Here is a 25,327-nt window from a genome sequence, read left to right on the forward strand (position 1 = left end):
GTCCGTCCGTCGCCCCACATCGCGGGGCCCGCGGATGCCGGAGTTTGTCGGGAAGGGGCGTCTCATGCAGGCGTCGTGTGCGTCGTCGTCCATCAACAGCAGGAGCCCGGAAGACACGATCCCGAGCGTGTTCCAGCCGCGCTCGTCCATGCTCCCGCCCCCCGCGGAGAACCAGGCCGAGACGCAGCCGGCGCCGCTCGCGCGTGAGAGCGACCCCACCATCCCCTACGGCCGCTCGAACCCGAAGTCCTGGTTTGCCAGCCACAAGAGGCGCCACAAGCTCGCGCGCCTCGACCTCGACGAGGAGAGCACCGAGAGCGGTCGTCCCATGCCCGAGTGGTGCGTCGAGCTCGGCTCGGGCCTGCGGGCCATGACCACGTTCGAGCTCTGGATGGCCCTCGCACGGGGCGAGATCGGGGCCGAGACCACGGTCTGGCGCGACGGGATGGAGGGCTGGACGCAGATCGCGCGGATCCCCGAGCTCGCCTATGCGCTCGCCGATTCGGTCTCGTTCGACCCGCCGCTCGTCACGCCCGCGCCTCTGCCGGACGTCGCGCTCACCCCGGCGCGGGGCGAGTCGCGGACGCCTTTGACCTTCACCGGGGCCGTGGCGCAGACGGGCGACCCTCCGCATGTACGGTCCATCGAGGGGGACGAGACCCGCTCGGAGCCGATTTCGCTCCCTGTCCGGGCGTGGCCCTTCTTTCGCAAGGGTGGGTCACGACGGTCTCTGGCAGGGCAGGGAGGGTTCTCCTTCGTGCTCGGGTGTGTCGTGGCGGTGACGGCGGTGGGACTTGCGCTCGTGCATCGAGGGATCGCGCCCGCGGTCCTGTCTGGGCACGACGCGGGTGCGAACCGTCCCGCGCTCGTGTCCGGAGCCTCCGAGCTCGTGTCGAAGGTCGGGCACAGGACGGTCGAGACCCTCCGGCAGACGGAGGCGACCCCCGTGGCGCCCCCTCCGCCCTCGGCGCGCCACCATACCGACCCGGGTCAGAGACGGTCGCGACGGGGCGTGCGACGGTAACGACCCTCTCCCCGGAGGGTCGTGACTGTCTCGCGGGACAGGAACGACCCCCCCTGGAGACGGTCGAGACTGCCCTCGCGGCACGTGCCAAGCGAGAAGAGTCGCGCTATCGTCCCGGCCCTCTGGCGCTCCGGTCTCTTCCGGAGCTCACTCCGGCGTCGTCTAAGGGCAGGACGGGGGACTTTGAATCCCCTAATCATGGTTCGAATCCATGCGCCGGAACCAGGTCCGCGGGGGGCAGGGAAGCGGGCCGTCGGGCTCGTCCGGCTCCGGGAAGACGACGGGCACGCGAGACAGACTCTAGCGCGCCGCGTGCGAGGGCGTTTACCGTAGCTGCCGAGGGAGCAGCCGGGCGTGACGAGCGACGACGAGACCGAGGAGGCCAGGTTCGTCGCGCGTCTCGTGGCGCGTGACGAGTCGGCCTTCAACGAGCTCGTCGTCGCCTACGAGCGGCGCGTGTTCGCACTCGTGTTCCGGATGATCGGACGACGCGACGAGGCCGAGGACCTCGCGCAAGAGGTGTTCGTCCAGGTCTTCAAGGCGATCGATCAGTTCCGCGGAGAGTCGAAGCTCTCCACGTGGATCTTCCGGATCGCCGTGAACCTCTGCAAGAACAAGGCGAAGTACCTGTCGCGGCGCAAGGTGGGCGAGCAGGAGGACGTCCACGAGATCGCCGATCGCGTGGACGGCGACGGCGGCAAGGGCGTCACGGTGAGCGGCGCGATCAACCGCCCGGACGAGATCCTCGAGGGCATGCAGCTCGAGCGCATCGTCAAGCGCGCGATCGAGCAAGTCGACGCGGACTTCCGCGAGGTCTTGATCCTGCGCGACGTGGAGGACATGTCCTACGACGAGATCGCGGAGGTGACGGGCTTGCCGGAAGGCACGGTGAAGAGCCGCATTTTCCGCGCCCGCGCGCAGCTTCGGGCCCTGGTCGAGAAGGCGCTCGGCGACAAGCTGAGGAGCGAGAAGAAGGCATGAGCGGCGACGCGAAGCGAAAGCCAGAGGCGGGCGCGCCGGCCGACGACGAACGGGATCTGCTCGGCACGGAGGGCGACGTCAGCGACGAGGAGGCCGAGCGCCTCGCGGCCGAAGCAGAGCGCTGGCTCGACGCCGAAGAGAAGGCGAAAGACGAGACGTCGGCGAAGAAGCACGACGAGGCCGAGGACGAAGCGCCGCTCGACGAGGTCGAGGTGCGCGAGCTTCTCCGGCGCGCGCTACGTCCGCCGCCGGGCTCGGTGGCGCCGAGCCTGCTCGGAGGCGTGCAGAAGAAGCTGCGCACGCGCTCGCGAGGGAAGTTCTACGGCGACGGATGGAGCACGTCGCGCTCGCCGCGCTCGACGTACCTCGTGACCAGCGTGCTCATGCTGGTGCTCGTCGCGTTCGTGTTCCTGGTGCTCGTTCCGTGGGGCGGCGGCGCGCTGCCTTGAGCTGCGCGCACTAGGCGACCATCTCGTCGTCTTCGACGGCCTTCGCGCTCGGCTCCGAAGCGGCCGCGGCGGGCAGGTGAATCAGAAACCGCGTGCCGCCGCCTTCGCGGCCGAGGCAGCGGATCGTTCCGCCGTGCGCCTCCACGATGTCGCGCGTGACCGCGAGGCCGAGGCCCGTGCCGCGTTGCTTCGTGGTGAAGAAGGGATCGAAGATCGACGCGCGTAGCTCCTCGGGCACGCCCGAGCCCGTGTCGTCGACCGCGAGATCGATGCCGCCGTCTTCGGCTTTGCGGATCGACACCACGAGCTCGCCGCCTTTGCTCATGGCCTCGCGCGCGTTGCGCACGAGGTTCAAAAGCGCCTGACGGAACTGCGACTCGTCGAGGCGCGCGTCGGGCAGATCGTCGTCGGCCTCCACGCGGCTCGTGACGTTGCCGCGGTCGAGCTCGGGCCGCACGAAGGCCACGAGCTCGCGCGCGAGGTCCTCGACGCGCTCGCGTTCGAGCCGCGGGCGAGGCCTGCGCGAGATGCTGAGGTACTGCTCGGCGATGCGCGAGAGCCGCTCCACCTCGGCCTTGATGGCGACGACGAGCTGCGAGGCCTCCTTGTTGTCCGACGAGGCGACCTCCTCTTCGAGCAGCTCCAGGTTGAGGCCGATCGACGAGAGCGGATTGCGAATCTCGTGCGTGACGTGCGCGGCCATCTTGCCGATGGCGGCGAGGCGCTCGGCGTTCACGAGCTCGCTGCGGGCGCGCTGGATGGCGGCGACCATGCCCTCGAACGTGGTCGCGAGCTCGCCGATCTCGTCGTTCGTGGCCATGACCTCGCGCGGCGTGAGGTCGCCCCGCGCGACGGCCTTCGCGCGCTCGGTGACGGCCGTGAGCGGCGCGAGCACGCGGCGCGCGTAGATCGAGATGACCACGCCGACGAGCAGCGTGAGCACGAAGAGGCCGACGAGGAGCTGGATCGATCGGGCCTCACGCCGCTTCGCCTCGGCCGTGAGGCTCTCCATCCGCTCCTCGACGCGCAGCTTGATCGCACGGAGCCGCTGCGCGCCTTCGGCTTCGCGCTTGAGCAGCTCGTCGCGCGCCCGCTCCGCGGCTTCACGATCGCTCACCGCGAGCGCCTGGAAGAGCTGCCCGAATCGCTCGGGGTCGGAGCCGAGGAGCCGCTCGATCGCCGCGGCCTCGCGCACGATCTCGTCCTGGAACTTCGCGACGGAGGGATCTTCGTCGACGAGCCCTTTCTCCGCGGCCTCGCGCACGTGCGCGAACGTGAGCGGGCGCGTGCGGCGCGCGGTCTCGATCCACTCGCGCACGTCGCCGGGGTTTTTCGCGGCCGTGATGTGGTTGAGCTGCGCGTTGAAGACGTTCTGCGCGGCGAGGGCCTCGCCGACGCGGAGCAGGAGCGGCGCGTATCCGCTGCGGAGGAGCTCCGCGCCTTGCGCCGTGTCGCGCAGGGCGCGAAAGCTCCAGGTCACGGTGAGCGCGAAGGCCGCGAGCACGACCACGTAACTCGCGAGGAGCCTGCTCGATACGGTTCGCCTGCGGCGCGGAGGTTTCGAGGTCGACATGCGCGCGCGAGGAGTCAGGGAGCGAGCGCCCGCGCGAGCAGGCTGACGAGGTCCTCGGCCTGTTCGCCGCGGCTCCGGAAGCGCCGCAGGCTCGACGCGCACGCCGTCACGAGCAGGCCTCCGCCGCGCGCCTTGTGCTCGGCGATGCGCGCGTCCGCGATGGCCTCGCTCGTCCGCGGACGCGTCACGGGCAAGAGCGCGCCTGCGCCGCTGCACTCGCCGTGCTCGCGGTCGCGCTGGAACGTGGCGGGCTCCTTGCCGGAGATTTTCGCGAGCAGCGCGCGCGGCTCGTCGTACCGGCCGAGCCCACGGCCGAGCTGACACGGCTGATGCCACCGCACGGTGGTCTCGGCGAGCTCGGGCAGCACGCGGAGGCGGTCTTGCGCGGCGTGCGCGAGGTCGAGGAGGAGCTCGGGTTCACGGGGCATCGTGACGCCCACGCGCGCGTGCTCGACCATCGTGGCGCGCGCGCAGCCCGGGTCCACGACGAGGAGGCGCGGGACCTCGGCGACCTCGGCAGCGAGGCGCTCGGCGGCCACACGGAAGCCTTCCCGGTCGCCCGCGTGGAGCGAGGGGAGGCCGCAGCAGCTTCGGATGGCGCGCACGGGACCGCCCACGAGCTTCGCCGCGGCAGCGAGCGCGTCCCTTGCGACGGACGGGTTCTTCCGGACGTACGAGCATCCGACGAGCACGCCGGCCGCGACGTGCCCGTGGCGCGGTGTCTCGGCCTCGATCGCATCGAGCGCCGCGGCCGTCTCGTTCGCGCGCTCCTGCGTCCGCATCACCACGTCGACGGCGCCTTTCGGCGCCGCGCCGCGCGCGAAGAAGTCCGCGCGCGACTCCACGAGCACCGTCGCTGGCTCGTTTCTGTGGTCGCACTTCTCGCGGCACGCGTGGCAGCCCGTGCAGGCCCACGCCGGCGCGGTGTGCTCGGGCTCGACGGGCACGTCGCCGCGCCCGACGAAGTATGTGAGGCTCATCTTGCCCCACGGCGTCACCGTCTCGCTCGCCTCCGCGTTCGAGACGGGGCACGCGGCGCGGCAGAGCTTCGGGCAGTACACGCACGTCTCGAGCGCGCGTTTGTGCGTGGCGACGATGGGCAGGCGGAGCACCTCCGGAGTCTCTGCTCCCGAGGCGATGAGCGCAAGGGATCCGCGGATTCCGTGGGGCTATCCGGTTCGTCCCGCGGGCTGACCCGGGTTGCTCGTGCGGCCGCTGCGTCGGCTCGGTGGCCCTTCCTCGCCGGGCTGGCTCGCTCGCGCCGTCTTGGCCGATCGGTCGGCCTCGGGCTCCTCGGCCGCCGTCGCTTGCGGCGAGCGCGCCGTCGTCGCGGCCGCGGAGGCCGACGCGGGGCTCGTGGCATGCACGAGCGGCAAGCCCGTTGCCTCGTCGACACGCGCGCTCGACGCCCGTGGGATGTGCGGCGACGCGTGCGGCGCGTGCGGCGCCGGCGGCGCGATCGTCGCCGTGAGGGGCGTCTCTTGCGGGATCCGGATCGTGAACGTCGTTCCGCGCTCGGACGAATCCACCTCGATCGAGCCCCCGTGCTCGTCGACGATCTTCTTGACGATCGCGAGGCCGAGGCCCGTGCCGCCGCGCTTTCCGCTCGTCACGAACGAGTGGAACAACCGCTCGCGGATCTCCGGCGGAATCCCGCGCCCCGTGTCGGAGACGCTGAGCACGAAGTCCGAGCCCTGCCGCAGCGCGCGCAGCACGACCTTGCCGCCGCCGTGCGGCTCCATCGCCTCCACCGCGTTGCGCACGAGGTTGTGCACGACGCGCGTCATCTTCGTCTCGTCGAAGCGCGCGGTGCCGCGGTCGTCGAGCTCCATCACGATCGTGACGCGGTTGCCGGCGAGGTCGAGCTGGAGCTGCTTCTCCAGGTCGCCGAAGAACTTCGTCAGGTAGACCTTGCGCACGAGGATGCTGCGCTCGCCGCGCGCGAACTCGAGCAGCTCTCGCTGCATCGCGCTGATCGCGTCGAACTGCTTCAGGATGAGCCGCGCGTGCTCGGCGCGCACCGAGGGCTCGCCCGCGGTCGCCATGAGCTGCACGTAGCCGCTGATCACGGTGAGCGGCGTGCGCATGTCGTGCATCACGCCGGAGAGCAGCCGCCCGATCGCCGTGAGACGCTCGCTCTTCTCGCGCTCGGTGCGCGAGCGGAAGAGGCGCACCGCGGTCGACGCGTTCGCCGACACGAGCCTGAGCAGCGATCGATCGTCCTGCGTGAAGCCGAGCGCGTTCTTCGCGTTGTAGAGCCCGAGCGCGCCGAGCGACGTGTCCTCTTCGCCTTCGAGCGGCACAACGATCGCGCTCTCGATCTCCAGATCGAGCGAGGGATGCATGTGCGTGAGCGCGGCCTCGGCGATCGGCCCGATCGGCGGATCCTTCGGGCCGAGGTGGACCGACTCGTTGTGCGTCATGGCCCAGCCGAGCAGGCCTTCGCCGCGCTTGACGGGCAATCGCTTCACGTCGACGTCGCGCACCGAGACGCCCGGCGCCGACGCGTCGCAGAAGTACAAGAACACGCCGGCCTCGCCCTCATCGACGAGCAGGCCGCCGGCGCGCGCCTCGCACGCCTTCGACGCCTCGGCGATCACCGCGCGGCTCAGCTCTTCGAGCGACGACGCGCCGCTCATCGCCGTTTCGAGCTCAAACAAAAGCTTCAGATCGGCGACGCGATGCTCGAGCTGCTCCTTCGTCTCGACGAGCTGCATGTTCTTCTGGATGACCGAGAGGAACAGGCGCGAGTTGTCGATGGAGATGGCCGCCTGCGTGGCGAGCGCCGAGAGCAGCTCCTCGTCGTGTTGCGAGAATTCGCCCTTGCCGCCGTGCTTGTTGAGCACCTGCACGACGCCGATCGTGCGGCCCACGTGGTTGCGCATCGGCGCGGCGAGGATCGAGCGCGTCCGATAGCCCGTGAGCTCATCCCACGTGCGCTGGAAGCGTTTGTCCCTGTACGCGTCCTTGACGCGGGCGATTTTGCCGTGCTTGGCGACGTGTCCGGCGATGCCTTCGCCCACGGGCAGCTCGATCGAGCGCACCTCGCCGCCGAGGATCACCCGCGAGAGCAGCATCTTTCGTTGCTCGTCGAGCAGGTAGAGCGTGGCCCGATCGGCTTCGAGCAGCTCCGTGATCTTGCCGAGGATGAGCTCGAGGAGCTGATCGAGGTCGAGCGTGGAGCCGAGCGCGAGCCCCACGTCGCGCAGGGCGCGGACGGTCTTCTCGGAGCGTTCGAGCCTGGCCTCGAGCTCCTCGACCCGGGCCGTGAGCTCTCGCAGGCGGTCCGCCTTGCCGGTCACCCGTCGACGCTAACACGCCTCCGGCCGGCGCTACAGCGCTCCCGCAAATTCGCGATGGATCCGGCGTTTGCCCGGGGGATCGGTAGGGGAGGGGAGGGGAAAAGGGAAGGGGCCCCCGGGTCGAGGGCCCCCCCGAAGCACGGCTGAAGGCCGGTGCTACTGATTCATGCTTTCGAGGAACTCCTGGTTCGTCTCGGTGCGGCTCACCTTGTCGAGCAGGAATTCCATCGAGTCGATGACGTTGAGCGGGTGCAGGAGCCCGCGGAGCAGCCAGACGCGCTGGAGGATCCACTCGGGCAGGAGCAGCTCTTCCTTGCGCGTCGCGCTCTTGTTGATGTCGAGGCAGGGGAAGATCCGCTTCTCCATGAGCTTGCGGTCGAGGTGGATCTCGCTGTTGCCCGTGCCCTTGAACTCCTCGAAGATCACCTCGTCCATGCGCGAGCCGGTGTCGACGAGCGCCGTCGCGATGATCGTGAGCGAGCCGCCCTCCTCGATCGAGCGGGCCGCGCCGAAGAAGCGCTTCGGCTTGTGCAGCGCGTTCGAGTCGACGCCGCCGGAGAGGATCTTGCCGCTCGGGGGGACGACGGTGTTGTAGGCGCGGGCGAGGCGCGTGATCGAGTCGAGCAGGATGACCACGTCGTGCTTCTGCTCGACGAGGCGCTTCGCCTTCTCGATGACCATCTCGGCGACCTGCACGTGACGCGTCGCGGGCTCATCGAAGGTCGAGCTGATCACCTCGCCCTTGATGTTGCGCTGCATGTCCGTGACCTCTTCGGGCCGCTCGTCGATGAGCAGCACGATGAGCGTGGTCTCCGGGTGGTTCGTGCTGATCGCGTTGGCGATGTTCTGCAGCAGCACCGTCTTGCCGGCGCGAGGCGGCGAGACGATCAGACAGCGCTGGCCCTTCCCGATCGGGCAGAGCATGTCGATGATGCGCGTCGAGAAGCCCTTCGTGCCGTTCTCGATGTTGAACTTCTGCTGCGGATAGAGCGGCGTGAGGTTGTCGAAGAGGATCTTGTCGCGCGCGACTTCGGGCGAGACGCCGTTGATCTTGTCGACCTTGAGCAGGGCGAAGTACGCCTCGCGCTCCTTCGGCGGCCGGATCGGACCGCTCACCGCGTCGCCCGTGCGCAGGTTGAAGCGCCGGATCTGCGACGGGGAGACGTAGATGTCGTCCGGACCCGGCAGGTAGTTGTAGTCGGGCGCCCGCAGGAAGCCGAAACCGTCGGGCAGGCATTCGAGCACGCCCTCGCCGTACACGGGCTGATCCTGGGCAGCCAAGGCCTGGAGGAGCGCGAAGATGAGCTCCTGCTTGCGCAGACCCGCGGCTCCTTCGATGTTGAGGCCCTTGGCCATCTGCACCAGATCGGCCATCGATTTCTGCTTCAGTTCACGCAGGTGCATCGATCGAAAACTCCACGCAGGGGCGTCGGCCGGGAGACGGCGCGTTCCCCGAGGTCGGTAGGGTTGTGGGAAGGTCGAGCTTCGAGTCGGCCCTTGGGCCGGCTCTCGTGGATGCCCGCCCCTGGGAAGGGCGGTTCGACGGACAGTGATGAGGCGTCCCCAGCGAGGGGGCGCGGCCGAGCGTGGTGCTCGGCGGGCGGGGACTCTATCAAGCGATACTGCCCTGTCAATCGGCCGATTCGCCTCGCCGGTTCGCTCCTTCGGGGGCGGATCGTTTCAGGGCGCGCATCCGCGCGCAGGCCCTCCGAGGTTGCCTCGGTCGCGACGTGCGAGTAGGAATCGAGCGGTCCGATGGGGCTGAAACAAGTGCATCTGCACGTGAAGGGGCGCGTCCAGGGCGTCTATTTCCGCGCGTCGACGCAGCGCGAAGCCAAGCGCCTCGGCCTCTCCGGCTGGGTCAAGAACCGCCCGGACGGAGGCGTCGAGATCCTCGCCGAGGGCGAAGAAGACGGTCTGAAAGAGCTCATCGCCTGGGCCCAAAAAGGTCCGACCGCGGCGCGCGTCGAGCGCGTCGACGTTCGGTGGCGCGGATTTCAGGGGGATTTTCCGGACTTCCGCATCGTCGAGTGAGCCGCCCGGGAAGGGCCGCGCGCTCGCCCGTCGTTCTCGGGGGCACCGTGAATCACGTCTCGAGGCTCGCTTCGTCGTTCGTTCTCGTCTCCACGCTCGCGCTCGTGCCCCTGCACGTGCACGCCGCCGGAGAGATCACGCAACCTTCGGCCTCGGCCTCGGCGGCCGCCGCGCCGGCCGCGCCCGGCTCGCTGCCGGAGCTTCCGAAGCTCCAGCCGATCGTGCTGCAAGAGCCCGACGCCGCGGCGCTGCAAGAGCTCGACCGCGTGCTCGAGCGCCTCACGACGGGTGATGCGCGCGGGAAGGAAACGGCGCGCGCGGCCGTCGCCGAGGTGACGCCCGCCGTCGTGCCCGCGGTGCGCGCACGCGTGCAGGAGCTGCGCGCCGGGCTCGACCGCAAGGAGGCGCAAGGCCTGCTCGACGACGCGCGCAAGGCCGGCCGCAAGTCGCTGCGCGAGAAGGAGAAGGCGGAGAAAGCCGGCAAGGAGAAGGACAAGGCCGGCAAGGACGAGAAAGCCGCCAAGGACGACAAGGCCAGCAAGGACGCGAAGGCGCCCAAGAAGAGCAAGGCCGACAAGGAAAAGGACAAGGACGCAGAGGACGAGGGCGACTGGCTCGAGTTCGTCCTGGCGAACCCCAAGCCGAAGAGCGACACGTGGCGGGATCTCGTCCGCCTGCTCGCGATGGAGCGCATGCTGACGGCGGCAGGCACGACGCCCGCGGTGCGCGAGCTCTTGCAGATGTACTCGTACTTCGGCGAGCTGCTCCGTGTCGATCTGCAGCGGCAGATCGGAAAACTGCGCGACCGCGCCGTCCCCGCGCTCATCGAGGGCCGCCAGCACGACGCGAAGATCGTGCAGCGCTTCGCGAGCAAGCAGCTCGATCTGCTCGGCCGCGCGATCCCCGGCGAGGCCGTCGGCGTGACCGATCCGCAGGTGCTCGCGGACATCCTGCGCGCCTACGGCCGCACGCGCGACGTCGACGCCGTCCGCGTGATCCTCTCGTTCAGCAACAGCGACCGCATCCAGCTTCGGGAAGCCGCGCGCGAGGCGATCGCGGCGATCGGCGAGCCCGGCATCTGGCAGCTCCGCGATGCCTACCTGAACCAGACGGGCAACAAGGCCCCGCGCGAGTTCACGTGGGACCGCATCGCGCGCGAGCTCTTCGGCATGTACGACCGCGCGCGGCTCGCCGAGGTCTACAAGCTGATGGACGAGGGCGCAGCGCACGCGGCCGCGAGCCGATGGGTCGAAGCGACGAGCGCGTTCGACAAGGTGCTCGCGCGGTCGCCGGTGTTCGAGCGCCGCAAGGAGATGGCGCCGGCGTACGTGGCGCACGCGAAGACGCTCGAAGAGAAGGAGCCGGCAGCGGCGCTGGAGCTCTTGCGCAAGGCGCTGCGGCTCGACCCGAAGGGCGAGGGCGCGCGCAAGGTCGAGGCAGAGATCGCGTACCTCGAAGGCGTGACGCTCATCGCGCGGGGCACGCCGGACAAGTTCCCGCTGACGAAGGCGATCGAGCTCGACCCGAGCAACGATCGCGCGAAACGGGCGCTCGCGTCGCTGGAGCAGGAGCGCATCGAGCCACAGAAGAGCTCGCTGCACCGCTATGTGGCGGCGGGCGGTGTGGGGATTGTCGCGCTGATCGCGATGATCTTTCTGGCGCGGCGCAAGCCCGACGCCGGTCGCGACGCGGAAGGGCCGCGGGCAGGGGGCGATCCGCCGGCTCCGCCGGCTCCGGATGCGCCAGTCGCCGGCGTGGAGTGAGGGTTCCGCGAGTCCGAATCGCTCGCGGACTGGACAAACGAAAACACGGGCACCTTGCGGTGTCCGTGTTCGTTTGTCCCTTCCAAACCCGTGAACGGCGGCGACCGGTCACCCGATCCCCGTTCACGGGTTCGTTGCGGGAGTGTTTTACTCGTTCGACGCGGTCTCGCCCGAGCTCGCCGTCGAGGCGGTCTCGGCCGAGGCCGACGCGGCCGTCGTGGGCTCCGCGGTCACCGCGGCAGCCGGCTCCTCGGGAGCCTGCTTGTCGGTCACCGGCGCGGCATCGATGAACTCGATGTAGACCATCGGCGCATTGTCGCCGCGGCGGTTGCCGAGCTTGATGATGCGCGTGTAGCCACCGGGCCGGCCCTCGAAGCGCTTCGAGAGGTCGAGCATCACCTTCTCGACGACGTCGACCTTGGTCCCGTCGGCCTTCACGCCGAAGCGCGGCACGTACGACGAGACGAGGCGCTCGGCGTGGAGCCGGCGCGCCTTGTCGGCCGCCGACAGCTCGCTCTGCGCGGTATAGGCGACCTTGCCGAGGCGCGTGGCCTTGGTGATGAGCCGCTCCGCGACGCGCCGGAGCTCCTTGGCCTTCGCGTCCGTCGTCTCGATGCGCTCGTGGGTGATCAGGTTCGCCGTCAAGTTGCGCAGCATCGCGCGCCGGCTCGACGTGTCCCGACCAAACTGCCTCCCCGCCTTCTTATGACGCATATCGCACCCTCTAGGCTTGCGCCTGCTGCGCCTTCCAGCGCTCGAGCAGCTGCGGCCAGTTGTCGATCTTCATACCGAGCGAAAGTCCCATGTTCGCGAGGATCTCTTTGATCTCCTTCAGGGACTTCCGACCGAAGTTCTTGGTCTTCAGCATGTCCTGCTCGGTCCGCTGCACGAGCTCGCCGATCAGGGTGATGTTCGCGTTCTGGAGGCAGTTGGCGCTGCGCACGCTGAGCTCGAGCTCCTCGACCGAGCGGAAGAGGTTCTCGTTCAGCGGCTCCTCGTCGCCCGGCACGGTCTGGTAGCTCGTCTCCTCCGACTCCTCGAAGTTGACCCAGATCGAGAGCTGCTCCTTCAGGATCTTCGCAGCGAACGCGACCGCGTCCTGGGGCAGCACCGAGCCGTTCGTCCAGACCTCGAGCGTCAGCTTGTCGTAATCGGTCACCTGACCGACGCGCGCGTTCTGGATCGTGTAGTTGACCTTCCGGATGGGCGAGAACAGCGCATCGATGGGGATCGTCCCGATCGCCATCGTCGGCGTCTTGTTCCGCTCCGCGGGCACGTAGCCGCGGCCGACGTTCACCGTCAGCTCCATCGCGAGCGGGCCCTTCTTGTCGAGCACCGCGATGAGGTGATCGGGGTTCAGCACGCTGAGCCCGTCGACGAGCTGAATGTCACGCGCGTACACCGGCCCCGGGCCCTCTTTGTCGACGCGGACCGTGTAGGTACGCGCGGCGGCCGCCTTGAAGACGACCTCCTTGAGGTTGAGGATGATGTCGCTGACGTCCTCGACGACGTCGGGCACGGTGGTGAACTCGTGCAGCGCCCCCTCGATGCGGACGGCGGTGATCGCCGCGCCCTGCAGCGACGAGAGGAGCACGCGGCGGAGCGAGTTGCCGATCGTGATCCCGAAGCCGCGCTCGAGAGGCTCGCAGGTGAACTTCGCGTAGAAGTTGTTCGCCGACTCGGTGTCGATCGAGATGCCCTTCGGGCGGATCAGATCGCGCCAGTTTCGCGCGATCATCGTCATGCTTCCGCTGGTCTGCATCGTCATCAGCGTCCTCTTTCTTCGAGGGGTTCGCGCGGAGATCTCACCTTCGTCACCGCACTCGGTGAGCGAAAGCCGTCTCCTGCCCGCGTCGCGCCGGTTGGCGCTTTTTTCCTGCAATCAAAAAGCGATCGGGGCCGCGCTCCATCGCACGCCCCCGATCAGCTTTCCGAAACGTTCACCGCAAGACCACCGAACGGAATCAGCGCGAGTAGTACTCGACGACGAGCTGCTCGCGGATCTCCGGCTCATTGAGGTCCTCGCGGACCGGGGTCGACTTGACCGAACCCGAGAACGACCCGCGCTCGGCCTCGAGCCACGAGGCGATCGGGCGCTTGTCCGCGCCGGCCACAGCGGCCGCCACGAACTTGAACTTCTTCGCGCCCTCGGTGAGCTCCACGCGATCGCCCACCCGAACCACGAAGCTCGGGATGTCGAGGCGCTTGCCGTTCACCTTCACGTGACCGTGGCGCACGAGCTGACGAGCCTCGGAGCGCGACGCCGCGTAGCCGAGCCGATGCACGACGTTGTCGAGGCGACGCTCGAGGAGCGCCAGCATCTCTTCACCCGTGCGGCCCTTGCGGCGGCTCGCCTCCTGGAAGTAGCCGTGGAACTGGCTCTCGAGAACGCCGTAGATGCGACGCACCTTTTGCTTCTCGCGGAGCCGGACGGCGTACTCGCTGAGCTTGATACGACCCTGACCATGCTGGCCGGGCGGGTAAGGACGCCGCGTGTAGGCACACTTCTCCGAGTAGCAGCGCTCTCCCTTGAGGTAGAGCTTCATGCCTTCGCGGCGGCAGAGCTTGCAGACAGGACCAACGTAGCGAGCCATGTTCGTAACCTCGAGCGGACTCCCGCGCGCGCTGCCTCAGACCCGGCGCCGCTTGGGCGGCCGGCAACCGTTGTGCGGAATGGGCGTGACGTCGCGGATCAACGTCACCTTGAAGCCGGCCGTCTGCAGCGCCCGGAGCGCGCTCTCGCGCCCGGCGCCAGGGCCCTTCACGAATACGGCCACCGACCGCATCCCGTGCTCCTGCGCCCGCCGCGCCGCCTCTTCGGCAGCGAGCTGCGCAGCGAAGGGCGTCGACTTACGCGACCCCTTGAACCCGCGCGCACCGGCCGACGACCACGCCACGGCATTGCCGTTGATGTCCGTGATCGTCACGACCGTGTTGTTGAACGTCGACTGGATGTGCGCGATCCCAGCCGCGATGTTCTTCTTGACCTTCTTCTTCTGCTTGGCCTTGGTGGCCGCCGTCTTCGGACTCGCCATAGCGTCCTCTTCCTAACGTCCCGTCACGCCTTCGTCGCCGGGCGACGCTGCAGCATGCCCTTGCGCGGGCCCTTGCGCGTACGCGCATTCGTGTGCGTGCGCTGGCCATTCACCGGCAGGCCACGGCGATGCCGAAGACCGCGGTAGCAGCCGAGATCCATCAGCCGCTTGATGTTGAGCTGAACCTCACGACGGAGATCGCCCTCCACCTTGTACTCGGCGTCGAGGATCTCGCGGATCGTCCTGATCTCGGCGTCGTTCAGCTCCTCCACCCGCTTGTTCTCGGGGATCTTGGCTTTCGCGCAGATCTGCTTCGCGAGGGCGCGGCCGATACCATAAAGGTACGGGAGCGCATACGCGAGATGCTTACGACGCGGGAGATCGACGCCAGCAATACGTGCCATGGTTGCTCCAGCTCAGCCCTGACGCTGCTTGTGGCGAGGGTTCTCGCAGATCACGCGCACGACGCCGCGACGGCGCACCACCTTGCACTTGTCGCAGATTTTCTTGACGCTCGGTCGCACCTTCATGACGCGGCTCCGTTCCCTGTCCTCGCTCCGCTATTTGGGCTGCTTGGTCTACTTGTGACGATACGTGATCCGGCCACGCGTCGGGTCGTAGGGCGAAACCTCGACCGTAACGCGATCGCCGGGCAAAATCTTGATGTAGTACTGACGCATCCGGCCGCTGATGGTCGCGAGCACCCCGAGACCATTGTCAGCCTTCACCCGAAACATCGCGTTCGGAAGAGCCTCCTGAACGACGCCATCGAACTCGAGCTTGTCGCCCTTCGGTTCCTTCGCGGGTTTCGAGCTTTGGTTCGATCGCCTCATGACTCTTCCGGATGCGCTCGGCCAAGGGCCCCGAGCACCCTCGCCGTGACCTCCTCAGGTTTGCCGACACCGTCGACACGCCGGAGGAGACCTTTTGCTTCGTAGTAGGGCAGGAGCGCCGCCGTCATCGCCTCGTATGCATCGAGACGCTTTCCGACGGCCTCCGGCCGATCGTCCGCCCGATGCTCTAGCTCGGCATCCGGGGGCGGCGGATTATAGACGAGATGGTAGATCTGTCCAGACCTTTTGTCGGTCCGACGGTGGATCAAGCGCTCCTCCAGGAGAGATCGCGCTACATCCAGCTGCAAAACAGCATCGATCGTGAGGCGACGACCCGCAAGCAGACGCTCAAGCGCCTCGGCCTGGGGGACCGTACGCGGAAAACCGTCGAGCAAGAAGCCGTTCTTGCAGTCCACGTCGTCGATGCGCTTGTCGATGAGCTCGATCATCGCCTCGTCCGGGACAAGGCCGCCCGCGTCCATGATCGCGCGGTACCGCGGATCGAGCGTGCCGGCCGCCTTCGCCGCGCGAAGCATGTCGCCCGTCGAGATCTGCGGGATCCCAAACTTGCCGGTGAGGACCTTCGCCTGCGTGCCTTTGCCCGAACCAGGCGGACCAACCAAGATCGCGATCATCCGAAGCTCTCCCTTCTCATCCCTCGGGCAGGCGCCGCGCCCGAATGCGGCTCGCCCCAGGGCCGGTGAGCCCTTCGTAGCTGCGCGTGATGAGCTGCGCCTCGATCTGATTGACCGTATCCAGCGCAACACCCACGACGATCATCAGGGACGTCCCGCCAAACGTGATCTGCACACGCAGGAGGTCACCAACCACCGACGGCAAGACACACACGGCCGCGACGTACATCGCCCCGCCAAACGTGATACGGTTCATCACGCCCTGGATGTAGTCCGCCGTCTGCTTGCCCGGGCGGATCCCGGGGATGTTCGCCTGCTGCTTCTTGAGGTTCTCCGCCACGTCGACCGGTTGGAACGTGACGCTCGTGTAGAAGTAGCAGAAGAACACGATCAGGAGCGCGTAGCCGGTGTTGAACACCCAGCCGCCGCCGCTGATGATCGACTGAAGCTTGTCCGCGCCCGGCACGTTCATGTTCGCCAGCGTCGCGGGGAACATGAGCAGCGAGGAGGCGAAGATCGGCGGGATCGTGCCCGCCGTGTTCACCTTGAGCGGCAGGTGCGCGTTCTGCGCGCCGTACACGCGCCGCCCCACCTGCCGGCGGGAGTACACGATCGGAATCTGCCGGCGACCGTTCTCGAAGAACGCGATCACCGCGATCGCACCCACGACGAACGCGCCGACCGCGGAGATCGTGAGCGGCTGGATGTTGCCCGCGTTCGTCGCGAGATAGCTGCCCACCCAGCCCGGCACGCCCGTCACGATGCCCGCGAAGATCAGGAGCGAGATGCCGTTGCCGATCCCGCGCTCCGTGATCTGCTCGCCGATCCACATGAGGAACGCCGTCCCCGTGGTCAGCGTGATCATCGTCATGAGCTGGAAGCCGAGGCCCGGGTGCGTGACGATGCCCGCGCCCGCGTCCGAGGCCGACCAGCCCTCGACGAGCTTGGCGCTGCCGTACGCCTGGAAGAGCGACAGAGCGACCGTGCCGTAGCGCGTGTATTGATCGATCTTGCGCCGCCCCTGCTCTCCCTCTTTGCGCAGCTCGTCGATGGGCTTGTAGACCATGCCCATCAACTGGATGATGATCGATGCCGAGATGTACGGCATGATCCCGAGCGCAAAGAGGGAGAAGTTCTCCAGCGCGCCGCCGGAGAACATGTTGAAGAAGTTCAGCAGTCCGCCCGACTGCTTGGCCATGTACTTCGACATGGCGGCGCGGTCGACGCCCGGGACCGTGACGAAGACCCCGATGCGGTACACGGCCAGCATCACGAGGGTGAAGATCACCCTGCGCCGGAGCTCCGGGACCTTGTGGAAGTTCGCAATTCCCGCGAGTGTGGCCATGGTACGTCGGTGTGCTGCCTTGGGGGGGCTCGAGCCGAGAGGACGTTAGGCTTGCGCCGAAGCCTTGCCGGGCGCAAGCACGATCGCCTTGCCGCCCGCCGCCTCGATCTTGGCGATGGCGCTCTTCGAGAACCGGTGCGCCGTCACGGTGAGCTTCTTCGTGAGCTCGCCGTCGCCGAGCACCTTGATGAGGTCGTAACGACCCTGGAGCAGGCGCTTGCTCTCCAGCGCTTCCTGGTTCACGTCCGCGCCAGCCTCGAAGATCTCGAGGTCGCCGACGTTCACGTTCGCGACGATCGCCGCGAGCGGGTTGCGGAAGCCGCGCTTCGGGAGGCGACGCTGAATCGGCGTCTGGCCGCCCTGGAAGTGCTTCTTGCCGATGTTGCCCGTCGACCGGGCCTTCTGGCCCTTCTGGCCACGCCCGGCCGTCTTGCCGAGGCCGGAGCCCACGCCGCGGCCGACGCGGGTCTCCTTCTTGTTGGCGCCTTCCGGGGCCTGAAGCTTCGAGAGGATGTCCATGCTACTTCGCTTTCTACTTCGACGCCTGGGCGCCGTTGCCGTCGACTTCCTCGACCGAAACGAGGTGCATCACCTTCTTGACCATGCCACGGAACGAGGGCGTGTTCGCCACGAGCACCTCATTGCCCGGCTTGCGGAGGCCGAGGCCCCGCAAAACCTTGCGCGTGTGCTCCGTCTGGCCCGTCACGCTGCCCGTCTGCCGCACGCGGAGATGGGTCTTCACGGCGTACCTCCTTCACCCCCCTCGCGGGGGTTGCGCGCCGGAGGCATCTGGCTCGCGCGACGACGGTTCGTCGCGCCCGTCACGCTGCCACCCTTGCGCTGCCAACCCACGTCGTCCGCCTGCATCGAGCGCCGGCCCGCGACCTGCTCCACGCTCTTCAGCGCCTTGAGAGCCGCGACCGTCGCGTGAACGACGTTGTGCGGGTTGCTCGTGCCGAGCGACTTCGAGAGAACGTCGTGGATGCCCGCGGACTCGACGACCGCGCGCACCGCGCCGCCCGCGATGACGCCCGTTCCAGGGCTCGCCGGCTTGAGGAGCACCTTGCCCGCGCCGACGTGACCGAACGCGTCGTGCGGGATCGTCGCCCCGTCGAGCGGGATGCGGAAGATGTTCTTGCGGGCCTGGTCGTTGCCCTTCCGGATCGCCTCCGGGACCTCGTTGGCCTTGCCCAGGCCGACGCCCACATGTCCCGACTCGTCGCCCACCACGACGAGCGCCGAGAAGCTGAAGCGCCGCCCGCCCTTCACGACCTTGGCGACGCGGTTGATGTGGATCACCCGCTCCTTGAGCTTTTCTTCGTCGACCTGATCGAACGCCATACCGTGCCTTCTTCGTCGTCCGTGAAGTCTTCGCTATCGCCCGAGGCGTTTTGCCCGAGACCCCCACGGGTCCGGCGCCTTCGGGGCTAGAACTCGAGCCCCGCCTCCCGCGCGGCCTGAGCGAGGGCGCTCACGCGCCCGTGATAGAGGTAGCCGTTCCGATCGAACACGACACGGTCGATCTTCTTCGACTTGCAGATCTTGGCGATGAGCGCCCCGACCTTCTTGGCCGCGTCGACCTTGTTGTCGTTGTCGAGCGTGCCCTTCAGGTCCTTCGACAGCGTCGACGCGTGCGCGACGGTCTGACCCGTCGTGTCGTCGATCACCTGCGCGTAGATGTGCTTCGCGCTGCGGAAGACGGTGAGGCGCGGGCGAGCGGGCGAGCCGTTCACCTTCTTGCGAATACGGAGCTTGCGGCGCTCCCGTCCGACGATCTTCATAGCCATGGTCGTAACCCCGTACCTGTAGGGGCGACACGAGGTCGCCCCGCTCGGTTACTTCTTGCCGCCCTTACCGCCAGCCTTGCCGGCCTTCTCGCGAACGCGCTCGCCACGATAACGAACGCCCTTGCCACCGTAGGGCTCCGGCGGACGGAAGCCGCGGATCGTGGCGGCCGTCTGCCCGATGAGCTCCTTGTCGGCGCCCGTCAGAACGAGGACCGTGCCCTTCGAATCCGCCGGGATCGTCGCCGTGAGGCCCTTCGGCACGTTGAACACGACCGGGTGCGAATACCCGAGCGCGAACGTGAGCGTCGTGCCCTTCAGGTCGACACGGTAACCGGTGCCCTTCAGCTCGAGCACACGCTCGTAGCCGTCGGCCGCACCCTTCACCATGCCGGCGAGCAGCGCTCGCACGAGCCCCTGCAGCCGCGAGCCATCACGCCCGGGGGCCGTCGAGACCACGTGCAGCTTCGCGCCCTCGACCTTCACGTCGACGGTCGAAGGCAGCTCGCGCGAGAGCTGGCCCTTGGCGCCCTTGATGTCGACCTTGCGCCCCTGCACCGACACGGTGACGCCCTTGGGGACGTCCACCGGCCGCTTGCCGATACGCGAAGTCTTGGAGGCCTCGCCTTGTTGCGTCGTAGCCGTCTGCATCACCACACCTCGCAGATGAGCTCGCCTCCGAGCTTGTTTTTGCGGGCGTCGCGGTCGCTCATCAGGCCGTGCGAGGTGCTCAGGATCGAGATCCCGAGCCCGGAGAGCACGCGGGGGATGCGGTCGTGCTTGACGTACACGCGTCGCCCCGGGCGGCTCACCCGACGGACTCCGTCGATCGCGCTCGAGCGGTCACGCCCGTACTTCAGCACGATCGTCAGCTTCGCAGGGTTGCCGTCGCTCGGCCGCACGTCCGCGATGTATCCCTCGGACTTGAGGATCTCGGCAACGGCCTGCTTCATTTTGCTTGCAGGAACCTCGGTCCGATCGTGCCGCGCAAGCGCAGCGTTCCGGATCCGGGTCAGCATGTCGGCGATCGGATCGGTCATCATGGCATCACCAGCTCGCCTTGATCACGCCCGGCAGCTCGCCTCGGAGCGCGAACGTACGAAGACAGATACGGCAGAGCTCGAAATCGCGGTAATAAGCCCGCGAACGGCCGCACACCTTGCAACGGTTCCGGTGCCGCACGGCGAACTTGGGCGGCCGGTTCAGCTTGGCGAATTCTTTTGCACGGGCCATCGAACGTTCCTCAATGCCTGAACGGGATCCCAAGCTCCGTGAGAAGGGCTCGTCCCTCCTCGTCGGTGCGCGCGGTCGTCACGAACGAGATGTTCATTCCCTTCACGACGTCGACCTTGTCGTAGTCGATCTCGGGGAAGATGATCTGCTCGCGCAGACCCATCGTGAAATTGCCCTTGCCGTCGAAACCCTTCGGGCTCACGCCCTTGAAGTCACGCACGCGCGGCAGGGAGAAGCTGATCAGGCGATCGACGAACTCCCACATCCGCTCGCCGCGCAGCGTCACCATCACGCCGATCGGGAGGTTCTCGCGGAGCTTGAACGTCGCGATCGACTTGCGGGCGCGCGTCACGACCGGCTTCTGACCCGAGATCGCCCGCATATCCTCGACAGCCGAGTCGATGATCTTCGGGTTCCCGACGGCGGCGCCGAGGCCCATGTTGATCACGACCTTCTCGAGGCGCGGCACCATCATCGGGTTCTTGTACCCGAAGCGCTTCGTGAGCGCGGCCCCGACGGCGTCCCGGTACTTGTTGCGCAGACGCGGCGTGTAGCTCGGATCGCGCGGGACATCAGCGACTTCGGCCTGCGGCGTGGCCTTCGCCTCGCCCCTGCCCTTGCCGCCCTTCCCGGCTTCCTTGCCACCCTTGCCGGCTGCAGCCGCCTGCGGCTTTGCAGCCGCCGGCTTGGCGTCCTTGGGCTTTTCGCCCTTGCCCTTGCCCTTTTCTTCCTTCTTGTCCGCCATGGCTCAGCCTGCCGCGATCACGGCGCCGCTCTTCGCGGTGCGCTGCTTCTTGCCATCGACGACCGTGGACTTCACCCGCGTGGGCTTGCCCGTCGTCGGATCCACCGGCATCACCTTGGAGGCATGAAGCGGCGCCTCCTTCGTGATCTTGCCGCCTTGCTGATTGCGCGGCGTCGGGCGCTGGTGCCGCGTCACCACGTTGATCCCCTCGACGACGACCTTGTCGTCCTCCGCGAGGACCTTCGTCACGCGACCCTGCTTGCCCTTGTCCTTGCCGCTGATGACCTGCACGAGGTCACCGACTCGGAGCCGTCGCATCAGAGCACCTCCGGCGCGAGCGAGATGATCTTCATGAACTTCTTCGCGCGGAGCTCGCGAGCCACCGGCCCGAAGATACGGGTCCCGATCGGCTCCTTCTCCTTGTTGATGAGCACCGCGCTGTTGGTGTCGAACTTGATGTAGCTGCCGTCCGACCGCTGATACTCACGCGCCGTGCGCACCACGACCGCGCGGGCCGTGTCGCCCTTCTTCACCTTGGTGCCCGGCATGGCTTCCTTGATGGACACGACGATCACATCGCCGAGTCCCGCGTACTTGCGACGCGAGCCACCGAGAACCTTGATGCACTTGACGACCCGAGCCCCGGAGTTGTCAGCCACTTCGAGATGCGTCGTGACCTGGATCATGGCCTACTCCTCCACCGGGCGGGAAATGAGCTTCGTCACGATCCAGCGCTTCTCGCGCGAGATCGGGCGGTGCTCCTGAATCTCCACGCGGTCGCCGACCTTGTACTCGTTCTTCTCGTCGTGCGCCTTGTAGCGCTCGCGGGCCCGGACGTACTTCTTGTAGACCGGATCCGGCGAGTTGCGCACGACCTCGACCACGACGGTCTTGTCGCACTTGTTGCTCTTCACGCGCCCGACGAGCTTGCGGCGGAAGCCGTGCGGCTTCGCGGTCGTCTCGGCCTGAGCCTGCCCGGCGGCGGTCGCGTTCGCCTCGTTCGTTGCCATGGCTCTACTTGTTCCCTTCCGCCGCTGCCGACTCGCTGGCACGCTGCTGGAGGATCGTCTTGACCCGGGCGAGATCGCGGCGCGCCTTGCGGATCGCCGACGTGTCGTTCAGCCGGTTGGTGAAGTTCTTGAACTTGGCGTCGAACACCTCACGGCCGAGGTTCTTCTCGAGCTCCTGCAGGTGCTCCGTCGTGCGTTCGCGCAGATCCTTCGCCTTCATCTCGAATACCTCACACGATCCCGCGAGCGATGAACTTGCACGCCATCGGGAGCTTGTGCCCGGCGAGGCGGAAAGCCTCACGCGCCATCTCCTCGGGCACGCCCGAGATCTCGTACATGACGCGGCCAGGCCGCACCGCCGCGGCCCACTCCTCCGGCGCACCCTTTCCGCCACCCATGCGGACCTCGAGCGGCTTCTTCGTCACCGGTCGGTCCGGGAAGATGCGGATCCAGAGCTTGCCCGCGCGCTTGCAGTGCCGCTGAATCGCCATACGCGCCGCCTCGATCTGACGAGACGTGATGCGCGCCGGCTCGAGCGCCTGCAGGCCAAAATCACCGAAGGACACGTCGCTTCCCGTGGTCGCAACCCCGCGAATGCGGCCCTTCTGCATCTTGCGGAACTTCGTTCGCTTGGGAGACAGCATCGGTCGTTCCTACTGAATCCGGCGCGATTTGCGCTGGAGAACTTCACCCTTGAAGATCCACACCTTCACGCCGATGATGCCGACCTTCGTCCTCGCCTCGGCGAGGCCGAACTCGATGTCGGCACGCAGCGTGTGGAGCGGAACCCGACCCTCGCGGTACGTCTCGACCCGGCTCATCTCGCTGCCGCCGAGCCGACCCGCGCACCGAACGCGGATGCCCTTCGCGCCGAACTTCATCGCCGTCGCCACGGCCTTCTTCATGGCGCGGCGGAACGCGATACGACGCTCGAGCTGCGTCGCGATGTTCTCCGCGACGAGCTGCGCGTTCGTCTCCGCCTTCCGGACCTCCTGGACGTCGATGAAGACCTCGTTGTCCGTGAAGGAGGCGACGCCCGGGAACACCGTCTCACCCTTGGTCGCGGTGCCGACGTTGCCGCCCTTCAGCGTCTCGATCCCCTTGCCGCCCTTGCCGATCACCATCCCCGGACGCGCCGTGTAGACGATGACCTTGGCCCGGTTCGCGGCGCGCTCGATCTCCACGCTCGCGATGTTCGCGTTGTAGAGATACTGCTTGATCGCCCGCTTGATGCGGATGTCCTCGTGGAGCCACTTCTGGTACGCGTTGCCGTCCTCGTACCATTTGCTGCTCCACGTCTTGATGACGCCGACGCGGAAGCCGTACGGATGGGTCTTCTGTCCCATGGAAGCCGTGTTCCTTTACTTGCGCTCGCTGAGCTCGATCACGATGTGAGAGACGCCCTTCACGACTTTCGTCGCGCGCCCCATCGCACGGGGGCGCCAGCGGCGGTTGAACTTGTTCGGGCCCTTGTCGACCGTGGCCTTGCTGATGAACAAAGCGTCGACGTCGGCGCCACCCTGGCGGGCGTTCGCCACCGCGCTCTCGATGACCTTCTTGATCACCGGCGCGCCCGACTTCTCCGTGAACTGGAGCAGCTGGATCGCATCCGCTGCATCGCGTCCGCGGACCAGGTCCGCAATCATGCGCGCCTTTCGCGGAGAGATCCGCGAAAACATCGCACTGGCCTTGCTTAGCATCCGAGAAACCTCGCAGACAGGGGGCCGGTTCGGCCCAGGGCGCCCGGTCGTTGGCCAACCCGGTCGACCAGCTTTACGCCTGTCGAACCGAGCCCTGCCGTCGTACGTTCCGGAAGACCAACCCGACGTCTCGCGACGAGTAACCCTCTCCGCGTCACCGGGGGGTGTCCCACGGCGGCCGAAGAGGCGAGCTGAGTCCGAAGCGCCGTTACGGCTTCGGGAGGGACGAACGCCATAGGCGATCGCCCCCAGGAAAACGGAGCGCGGTGTCTAGCAAAGCCCCACGACGCTTGCAAGCCAGATCCGCAGAAAATCTGCGAGCTGCCTCGTCCGTGAGGGATCCGGCTGAACGGATCTCCCGCGATCGCTGAACGGGCGTACGGAGCACGGTTCGGAGTTGAAGGATCCGCCGGGTCTGCTCGTATACGCTGACACTTCTTGGAATCGTCCGCGCCGGAGCCCCACCCCCCGGGCCCCCGGCGCCTCTCCAACTTCGGAGGACTCGGAACATGCAGTCTCGCGCTACATTTGCCTTGGTTCTTACTTCGTTCGTCGCGGCCGCGGCCTTCTCCAGCGGCTGCATCATCGTCACGGACCCCAACAACAACACCGGCGGCAGCGGCGGTGACGCCGGCGCGGGTGTCGGCGCCTCGGGCGGCACCGGCGGCGTCGGTGGTGAGGGCGGCTCGGGCGGCTCGGGTGGCGTCGGCGGCTCGGGCGGGGTCGGCGGTGAGGGCGGCGGCTCCAACTGCGTCGGCCCGGACGACGGCAACGGCGACGTCGCCTCCTGCGACGCCATGAACATCACGCCCAAGCCGAACGGCCCCGCGGCCCAGTGCCAGGGTACCGACCAGAACGGCAACCCCATCCAGTACGATCCCCCCGGCTACGGCACCTGCAAGCGTGGCTTCGAGATCTACACGCGCGGCGCGGCCAACGTGCTCCAGACCTGTCTCGACGGCATCGGCGTCGAGCCCGCGAACGCCTGTGACGATCAGCAGGTCGCGGAGTGCGTCGGCAAGATGTACGACGCGGCGTGCCCCTCGGCCGACGCGGCCCTCGCCTGCGAGACGATCGCCACCGACCTCTGCATCAACGGCGAGACCTTCAAGACGCAGGACTGCCAGCTCGAGACGAATCCCTTCAACAACGCCGCGCTCCAGGAGCTCGCCAACTGCATCACGGACAGCTCCGAGCCCGACTGCAACAACGCGTACGCCGCCTGCTTCGCGCTGGTCACGAGCTACTGACCCATCCCTTCCGCGCGCCCGGTGGCCGAGCGCCCCGGGCGCGCTGCCCTTCCTCCGTCCCCGCGCGCCGTCCTGCCCAAGATCGCGAGTTCTCCCACGATGGGAGCCGTTCGTTTGCGCGGCCGCAGCTCGCGTCGACCGTCGATCGACCTCGTTCGACCGAAGTTGAGCCGCACGCGGAAATCTGAGACGATGCTCCGGAAGTCGCTTTGGCCCGCTTGATCGGAGCGCACACCCGGCAGGCGCGCGTTCCGGTTCCGACATGCGCGACGGGTGCTCCACATGGCCGCACCACCGCGCGTATTCGGGCGGCGCCGCGCCGGCGCGTTGCTCCCGGAGGTTTTCCTGATGGCTCGTACCCTTCTCTTTTCCAGCTCGCTGATCCTGCTCGCGGGCGCCCTCGGCCTCGCGTCGTGTTCGGACGGCACTACAGGGGGCCAAGGCGGTAGCGGCGCGACCGGCGGCACGGGCGGCGCGGGCGCGACCGGAGGCACGGGCGGCACCGGGGGAACCGGAGGCGGCACGGGCGGCACGGGCGGCGTCGGCGGGACCGGCGGCGTCGGTGGCACGGGCGGCGTCGGCGGCGTCGGTGGCACGGGCGGCGTCGGCGGTGTGGGCGGCACGGGCGGCG

Annotated in this window: 35 protein-coding genes and 1 tRNA gene; 8 read left to right on the forward strand and 28 right to left on the reverse strand. The window is 67.8% G+C overall.

The features are described 5' to 3' along the window. The first annotated feature begins 64 nt into the window (after positions 1-64). From QHF84_RS28455 to QHF84_RS28470, 4 genes are all read left to right on the forward strand, one after another. Positions 65-1,024, forward strand: a complete 960-nt coding sequence (locus tag QHF84_RS28455; protein WP_281316597.1) for a DUF4339 domain-containing protein — start codon at positions 65-67, stop codon at positions 1,022-1,024. Between the two features lie 151 nt (positions 1,025-1,175). Next, positions 1,176-1,249: transfer RNA gene (locus QHF84_RS28460), tRNA-Gln, on the forward strand. A gap of 129 nt (positions 1,250-1,378) precedes the next feature. Continuing rightward, on the forward strand, positions 1,379-2,005 hold the full coding sequence (locus QHF84_RS28465; protein ID WP_281316598.1) for a sigma-70 family RNA polymerase sigma factor: 627 nt from the start codon (positions 1,379-1,381) through the stop codon (positions 2,003-2,005). Beyond that, entirely contained in the window at positions 2,002-2,454 is a 453-nt protein-coding gene (locus tag QHF84_RS28470) for a hypothetical protein (protein WP_281316599.1), read from the forward strand. The genes QHF84_RS28465 and QHF84_RS28470 overlap by 4 nt, the downstream gene beginning before the upstream one ends. Before the next feature lie 10 nt (positions 2,455-2,464). Here the strand turns inward: QHF84_RS28470 and QHF84_RS28475 are convergent, their stop codons facing one another. From QHF84_RS28475 to rho, 4 genes are all read right to left on the reverse strand, one after another. Next, positions 2,465-4,027, reverse strand: coding sequence for a sensor histidine kinase (locus tag QHF84_RS28475; RefSeq protein WP_281316600.1), 1,563 nt, complete (start codon positions 4,025-4,027; stop codon positions 2,465-2,467). Positions 4,028-4,041: 14 nt separating this feature from the next. Continuing rightward, entirely contained in the window at positions 4,042-5,139 is a 1,098-nt protein-coding gene (locus tag QHF84_RS28480) for a (Fe-S)-binding protein (RefSeq protein WP_281316601.1), read from the reverse strand. A 57-nt stretch (positions 5,140-5,196) separates the two neighbouring features. Further along, entirely contained in the window at positions 5,197-7,329 is a 2,133-nt protein-coding gene (locus QHF84_RS28485; RefSeq protein ID WP_281316602.1) for a GAF domain-containing protein, read from the reverse strand. 156 nt (positions 7,330-7,485) lie between these two features. Further along, entirely contained in the window at positions 7,486-8,733 is a 1,248-nt protein-coding gene (rho, locus tag QHF84_RS28490; protein ID WP_272416911.1) for a transcription termination factor Rho, read from the reverse strand. 351 nt (positions 8,734-9,084) lie between these two features. On the opposite strand from rho, the gene QHF84_RS28495 reads away from it, so the two are divergent. Both QHF84_RS28495 and QHF84_RS28500 read left to right on the forward strand, forming a co-directional pair. Next, positions 9,085-9,363 carry an acylphosphatase gene (locus tag QHF84_RS28495; RefSeq protein ID WP_281316603.1) on the forward strand — a complete coding sequence of 93 codons (279 nt, stop codon included), beginning with the start codon at positions 9,085-9,087 and terminating at the stop codon, positions 9,361-9,363. Between the two features lie 47 nt (positions 9,364-9,410). Further along, positions 9,411-11,126, forward strand: a complete 1,716-nt coding sequence (locus QHF84_RS28500; RefSeq protein WP_281316604.1) for a hypothetical protein — start codon at positions 9,411-9,413, stop codon at positions 11,124-11,126. A gap of 147 nt (positions 11,127-11,273) precedes the next feature. On the opposite strand, the gene rplQ is transcribed toward QHF84_RS28500, so the two are convergent. The 24 genes from rplQ to rplV form a co-directional block, all read right to left on the reverse strand. Next, complete coding sequence (rplQ, locus tag QHF84_RS28505) at positions 11,274-11,840, reverse strand: 50S ribosomal protein L17 (protein ID WP_281316605.1); 567 nt, start codon at positions 11,838-11,840, stop codon at positions 11,274-11,276. 10 nt (positions 11,841-11,850) lie between these two features. Next, entirely contained in the window at positions 11,851-12,894 is a 1,044-nt protein-coding gene (locus QHF84_RS28510) for a DNA-directed RNA polymerase subunit alpha (protein WP_153821388.1), read from the reverse strand. 196 nt (positions 12,895-13,090) lie between these two features. Then, on the reverse strand, positions 13,091-13,720 hold the full coding sequence (gene rpsD, locus QHF84_RS28515; protein ID WP_281316606.1) for a 30S ribosomal protein S4: 630 nt from the start codon (positions 13,718-13,720) through the stop codon (positions 13,091-13,093). Between the two features lie 36 nt (positions 13,721-13,756). Then, the gene (rpsK, locus tag QHF84_RS28520; RefSeq protein WP_136935268.1) at positions 13,757-14,161 is read right to left on the reverse strand and encodes a 30S ribosomal protein S11; all 405 of its coding nucleotides are present in this window, start codon (positions 14,159-14,161) and stop codon (positions 13,757-13,759) included. Positions 14,162-14,184: 23 nt separating this feature from the next. Continuing rightward, the gene (rpsM, locus tag QHF84_RS28525) at positions 14,185-14,565 is read right to left on the reverse strand and encodes a 30S ribosomal protein S13 (protein ID WP_272416916.1); all 381 of its coding nucleotides are present in this window, start codon (positions 14,563-14,565) and stop codon (positions 14,185-14,187) included. A 12-nt stretch (positions 14,566-14,577) separates the two neighbouring features. Continuing rightward, on the reverse strand, positions 14,578-14,691 hold the full coding sequence (gene rpmJ / locus QHF84_RS28530) for a 50S ribosomal protein L36 (RefSeq protein ID WP_136935266.1): 114 nt from the start codon (positions 14,689-14,691) through the stop codon (positions 14,578-14,580). A gap of 48 nt (positions 14,692-14,739) precedes the next feature. Then, positions 14,740-14,994: a translation initiation factor IF-1 gene (gene infA, locus QHF84_RS28535; RefSeq protein ID WP_136921418.1), complete on the reverse strand. Its 255-nt coding sequence runs from the start codon at positions 14,992-14,994 to the stop codon at positions 14,740-14,742. Further along, positions 14,991-15,629, reverse strand: coding sequence for an adenylate kinase (locus tag QHF84_RS28540; protein ID WP_281316607.1), 639 nt, complete (start codon positions 15,627-15,629; stop codon positions 14,991-14,993). Before QHF84_RS28540 ends, infA begins: the two co-directional genes overlap by 4 nt. A gap of 16 nt (positions 15,630-15,645) precedes the next feature. Beyond that, positions 15,646-16,974: a preprotein translocase subunit SecY gene (secY, locus tag QHF84_RS28545; RefSeq protein ID WP_281316608.1), complete on the reverse strand. Its 1,329-nt coding sequence runs from the start codon at positions 16,972-16,974 to the stop codon at positions 15,646-15,648. 45 nt (positions 16,975-17,019) lie between these two features. Beyond that, complete coding sequence (rplO, locus tag QHF84_RS28550) at positions 17,020-17,493, reverse strand: 50S ribosomal protein L15 (protein WP_281316609.1); 474 nt, start codon at positions 17,491-17,493, stop codon at positions 17,020-17,022. A gap of 13 nt (positions 17,494-17,506) precedes the next feature. After that, complete coding sequence (rpmD, locus tag QHF84_RS28555) at positions 17,507-17,716, reverse strand: 50S ribosomal protein L30 (protein WP_348652884.1); 210 nt, start codon at positions 17,714-17,716, stop codon at positions 17,507-17,509. Further along, positions 17,713-18,315 (reverse strand): 30S ribosomal protein S5, encoded by a 603-nt coding sequence (gene rpsE / locus QHF84_RS28560; RefSeq protein WP_348652885.1) that lies wholly within the window; start codon positions 18,313-18,315, stop codon positions 17,713-17,715. The genes rpmD and rpsE overlap by 4 nt, the downstream gene beginning before the upstream one ends. Before the next feature lie 86 nt (positions 18,316-18,401). Further along, on the reverse strand, positions 18,402-18,761 hold the full coding sequence (rplR, locus tag QHF84_RS28565; protein WP_136935260.1) for a 50S ribosomal protein L18: 360 nt from the start codon (positions 18,759-18,761) through the stop codon (positions 18,402-18,404). Positions 18,762-18,809: 48 nt separating this feature from the next. Then, positions 18,810-19,409 (reverse strand): 50S ribosomal protein L6, encoded by a 600-nt coding sequence (gene rplF, locus QHF84_RS28570; RefSeq protein ID WP_281316610.1) that lies wholly within the window; start codon positions 19,407-19,409, stop codon positions 18,810-18,812. After that, positions 19,409-19,801, reverse strand: a complete 393-nt coding sequence (gene rpsH, locus QHF84_RS28575; protein ID WP_281316611.1) for a 30S ribosomal protein S8 — start codon at positions 19,799-19,801, stop codon at positions 19,409-19,411. The genes rplF and rpsH overlap by 1 nt, the downstream gene beginning before the upstream one ends. Before the next feature lie 4 nt (positions 19,802-19,805). Beyond that, positions 19,806-19,991, reverse strand: coding sequence for a type Z 30S ribosomal protein S14 (locus QHF84_RS28580; RefSeq protein WP_136935257.1), 186 nt, complete (start codon positions 19,989-19,991; stop codon positions 19,806-19,808). A gap of 10 nt (positions 19,992-20,001) precedes the next feature. Continuing rightward, a complete protein-coding gene (gene rplE / locus QHF84_RS28585; RefSeq protein ID WP_281316619.1) occupies positions 20,002-20,532 on the reverse strand; it encodes a 50S ribosomal protein L5 in 531 nt (176 codons plus the stop codon). 207 nt (positions 20,533-20,739) lie between these two features. Further along, entirely contained in the window at positions 20,740-21,054 is a 315-nt protein-coding gene (gene rplX / locus QHF84_RS28590; protein ID WP_281316612.1) for a 50S ribosomal protein L24, read from the reverse strand. After that, positions 21,054-21,422: a 50S ribosomal protein L14 gene (rplN, locus tag QHF84_RS28595; RefSeq protein WP_271930139.1), complete on the reverse strand. Its 369-nt coding sequence runs from the start codon at positions 21,420-21,422 to the stop codon at positions 21,054-21,056. The genes rplX and rplN overlap by 1 nt, the downstream gene beginning before the upstream one ends. Before the next feature lie 3 nt (positions 21,423-21,425). Beyond that, positions 21,426-21,746, reverse strand: coding sequence for a 30S ribosomal protein S17 (gene rpsQ / locus QHF84_RS28600; RefSeq protein ID WP_271930142.1), 321 nt, complete (start codon positions 21,744-21,746; stop codon positions 21,426-21,428). Positions 21,747-21,750: 4 nt separating this feature from the next. After that, positions 21,751-21,966: a 50S ribosomal protein L29 gene (rpmC, locus tag QHF84_RS28605; protein ID WP_281316613.1), complete on the reverse strand. Its 216-nt coding sequence runs from the start codon at positions 21,964-21,966 to the stop codon at positions 21,751-21,753. 10 nt (positions 21,967-21,976) lie between these two features. Then, positions 21,977-22,390, reverse strand: coding sequence for a 50S ribosomal protein L16 (rplP, locus tag QHF84_RS28610; RefSeq protein WP_136935252.1), 414 nt, complete (start codon positions 22,388-22,390; stop codon positions 21,977-21,979). Positions 22,391-22,399: 9 nt separating this feature from the next. Beyond that, on the reverse strand, positions 22,400-23,092 hold the full coding sequence (gene rpsC, locus QHF84_RS28615; protein WP_136935251.1) for a 30S ribosomal protein S3: 693 nt from the start codon (positions 23,090-23,092) through the stop codon (positions 22,400-22,402). Positions 23,093-23,107: 15 nt separating this feature from the next. Continuing rightward, positions 23,108-23,446 carry a 50S ribosomal protein L22 gene (rplV, locus tag QHF84_RS28620; protein WP_281316614.1) on the reverse strand — a complete coding sequence of 113 codons (339 nt, stop codon included), beginning with the start codon at positions 23,444-23,446 and terminating at the stop codon, positions 23,108-23,110. 509 nt (positions 23,447-23,955) lie between these two features. Between rplV and QHF84_RS28625 the strand changes: the two genes are divergently transcribed. Both QHF84_RS28625 and QHF84_RS28630 read left to right on the forward strand, forming a co-directional pair. After that, positions 23,956-24,696, forward strand: coding sequence for a hypothetical protein (locus QHF84_RS28625; protein ID WP_281316615.1), 741 nt, complete (start codon positions 23,956-23,958; stop codon positions 24,694-24,696). Positions 24,697-25,044: 348 nt separating this feature from the next. After that, positions 25,045-25,327, forward strand: a 283-nt coding sequence (locus tag QHF84_RS28630; protein WP_281316616.1) for a hypothetical protein, incomplete at its 3' end; no start/stop codon positions are given.

Origin of the sequence: Polyangium sp. y55x31, assembly GCF_029946505.1 — a bacterium.
Taxonomy (GTDB): domain Bacteria; phylum Myxococcota_A; class Polyangia; order Polyangiales; family Polyangiaceae; genus Polyangium.

What these genes read in the sequence shown, in the direction of transcription:
- QHF84_RS28455 (WP_281316597.1), top strand. Translation starts at nt 65, where the DNA reads ATGCAGGCGTCGTGTGCGTCGTCGTCCATCAACAGCAGGAGCCCGGAA.
- QHF84_RS28470 (WP_281316599.1), top strand. Translation starts at nt 2,002, where the DNA reads ATGAGCGGCGACGCGAAGCGAAAGCCAGAGGCGGGCGCGCCGGCCGAC.
- QHF84_RS28475 (WP_281316600.1), bottom strand. Translation starts at nt 4,027, where the DNA reads ATGTCGACCTCGAAACCTCCGCGCCGCAGGCGAACCGTATCGAGCAGG.
- rho (WP_272416911.1), bottom strand. Translation starts at nt 8,733, where the DNA reads ATGCACCTGCGTGAACTGAAGCAGAAATCGATGGCCGATCTGGTGCAG.
- QHF84_RS28495 (WP_281316603.1), top strand. Translation starts at nt 9,085, where the DNA reads ATGGGGCTGAAACAAGTGCATCTGCACGTGAAGGGGCGCGTCCAGGGC.
- rplQ (WP_281316605.1), bottom strand. Translation starts at nt 11,840, where the DNA reads ATGCGTCATAAGAAGGCGGGGAGGCAGTTTGGTCGGGACACGTCGAGC.
- QHF84_RS28510 (WP_153821388.1), bottom strand. Translation starts at nt 12,894, where the DNA reads ATGACGATGCAGACCAGCGGAAGCATGACGATGATCGCGCGAAACTGG.
- rpsD (WP_281316606.1), bottom strand. Translation starts at nt 13,720, where the DNA reads ATGGCTCGCTACGTTGGTCCTGTCTGCAAGCTCTGCCGCCGCGAAGGC.
- rpsK (WP_136935268.1), bottom strand. Translation starts at nt 14,161, where the DNA reads ATGGCGAGTCCGAAGACGGCGGCCACCAAGGCCAAGCAGAAGAAGAAG.
- rpsM (WP_272416916.1), bottom strand. Translation starts at nt 14,565, where the DNA reads ATGGCACGTATTGCTGGCGTCGATCTCCCGCGTCGTAAGCATCTCGCG.
- rpmJ (WP_136935266.1), bottom strand. Translation starts at nt 14,691, where the DNA reads ATGAAGGTGCGACCGAGCGTCAAGAAAATCTGCGACAAGTGCAAGGTG.
- infA (WP_136921418.1), bottom strand. Translation starts at nt 14,994, where the DNA reads ATGAGGCGATCGAACCAAAGCTCGAAACCCGCGAAGGAACCGAAGGGC.
- QHF84_RS28540 (WP_281316607.1), bottom strand. Translation starts at nt 15,629, where the DNA reads ATGATCGCGATCTTGGTTGGTCCGCCTGGTTCGGGCAAAGGCACGCAG.
- secY (WP_281316608.1), bottom strand. Translation starts at nt 16,974, where the DNA reads ATGGCCACACTCGCGGGAATTGCGAACTTCCACAAGGTCCCGGAGCTC.
- rplO (WP_281316609.1), bottom strand. Translation starts at nt 17,493, where the DNA reads ATGGACATCCTCTCGAAGCTTCAGGCCCCGGAAGGCGCCAACAAGAAG.
- rpsE (WP_348652885.1), bottom strand. Translation starts at nt 18,315, where the DNA reads ATGGCGTTCGATCAGGTCGACGAAGAAAAGCTCAAGGAGCGGGTGATC.
- rplR (WP_136935260.1), bottom strand. Translation starts at nt 18,761, where the DNA reads ATGGCTATGAAGATCGTCGGACGGGAGCGCCGCAAGCTCCGTATTCGC.
- rplF (WP_281316610.1), bottom strand. Translation starts at nt 19,409, where the DNA reads ATGCAGACGGCTACGACGCAACAAGGCGAGGCCTCCAAGACTTCGCGT.
- rpsH (WP_281316611.1), bottom strand. Translation starts at nt 19,801, where the DNA reads ATGATGACCGATCCGATCGCCGACATGCTGACCCGGATCCGGAACGCT.
- QHF84_RS28580 (WP_136935257.1), bottom strand. Translation starts at nt 19,991, where the DNA reads ATGGCCCGTGCAAAAGAATTCGCCAAGCTGAACCGGCCGCCCAAGTTC.
- rplX (WP_281316612.1), bottom strand. Translation starts at nt 21,054, where the DNA reads ATGCGACGGCTCCGAGTCGGTGACCTCGTGCAGGTCATCAGCGGCAAG.
- rplN (WP_271930139.1), bottom strand. Translation starts at nt 21,422, where the DNA reads ATGATCCAGGTCACGACGCATCTCGAAGTGGCTGACAACTCCGGGGCT.
- rpsQ (WP_271930142.1), bottom strand. Translation starts at nt 21,746, where the DNA reads ATGGCAACGAACGAGGCGAACGCGACCGCCGCCGGGCAGGCTCAGGCC.
- rpmC (WP_281316613.1), bottom strand. Translation starts at nt 21,966, where the DNA reads ATGAAGGCGAAGGATCTGCGCGAACGCACGACGGAGCACCTGCAGGAG.
- rplP (WP_136935252.1), bottom strand. Translation starts at nt 22,390, where the DNA reads ATGCTGTCTCCCAAGCGAACGAAGTTCCGCAAGATGCAGAAGGGCCGC.
- rpsC (WP_136935251.1), bottom strand. Translation starts at nt 23,092, where the DNA reads ATGGGACAGAAGACCCATCCGTACGGCTTCCGCGTCGGCGTCATCAAG.
- rplV (WP_281316614.1), bottom strand. Translation starts at nt 23,446, where the DNA reads ATGCTAAGCAAGGCCAGTGCGATGTTTTCGCGGATCTCTCCGCGAAAG.
- QHF84_RS28625 (WP_281316615.1), top strand. Translation starts at nt 23,956, where the DNA reads ATGCAGTCTCGCGCTACATTTGCCTTGGTTCTTACTTCGTTCGTCGCG.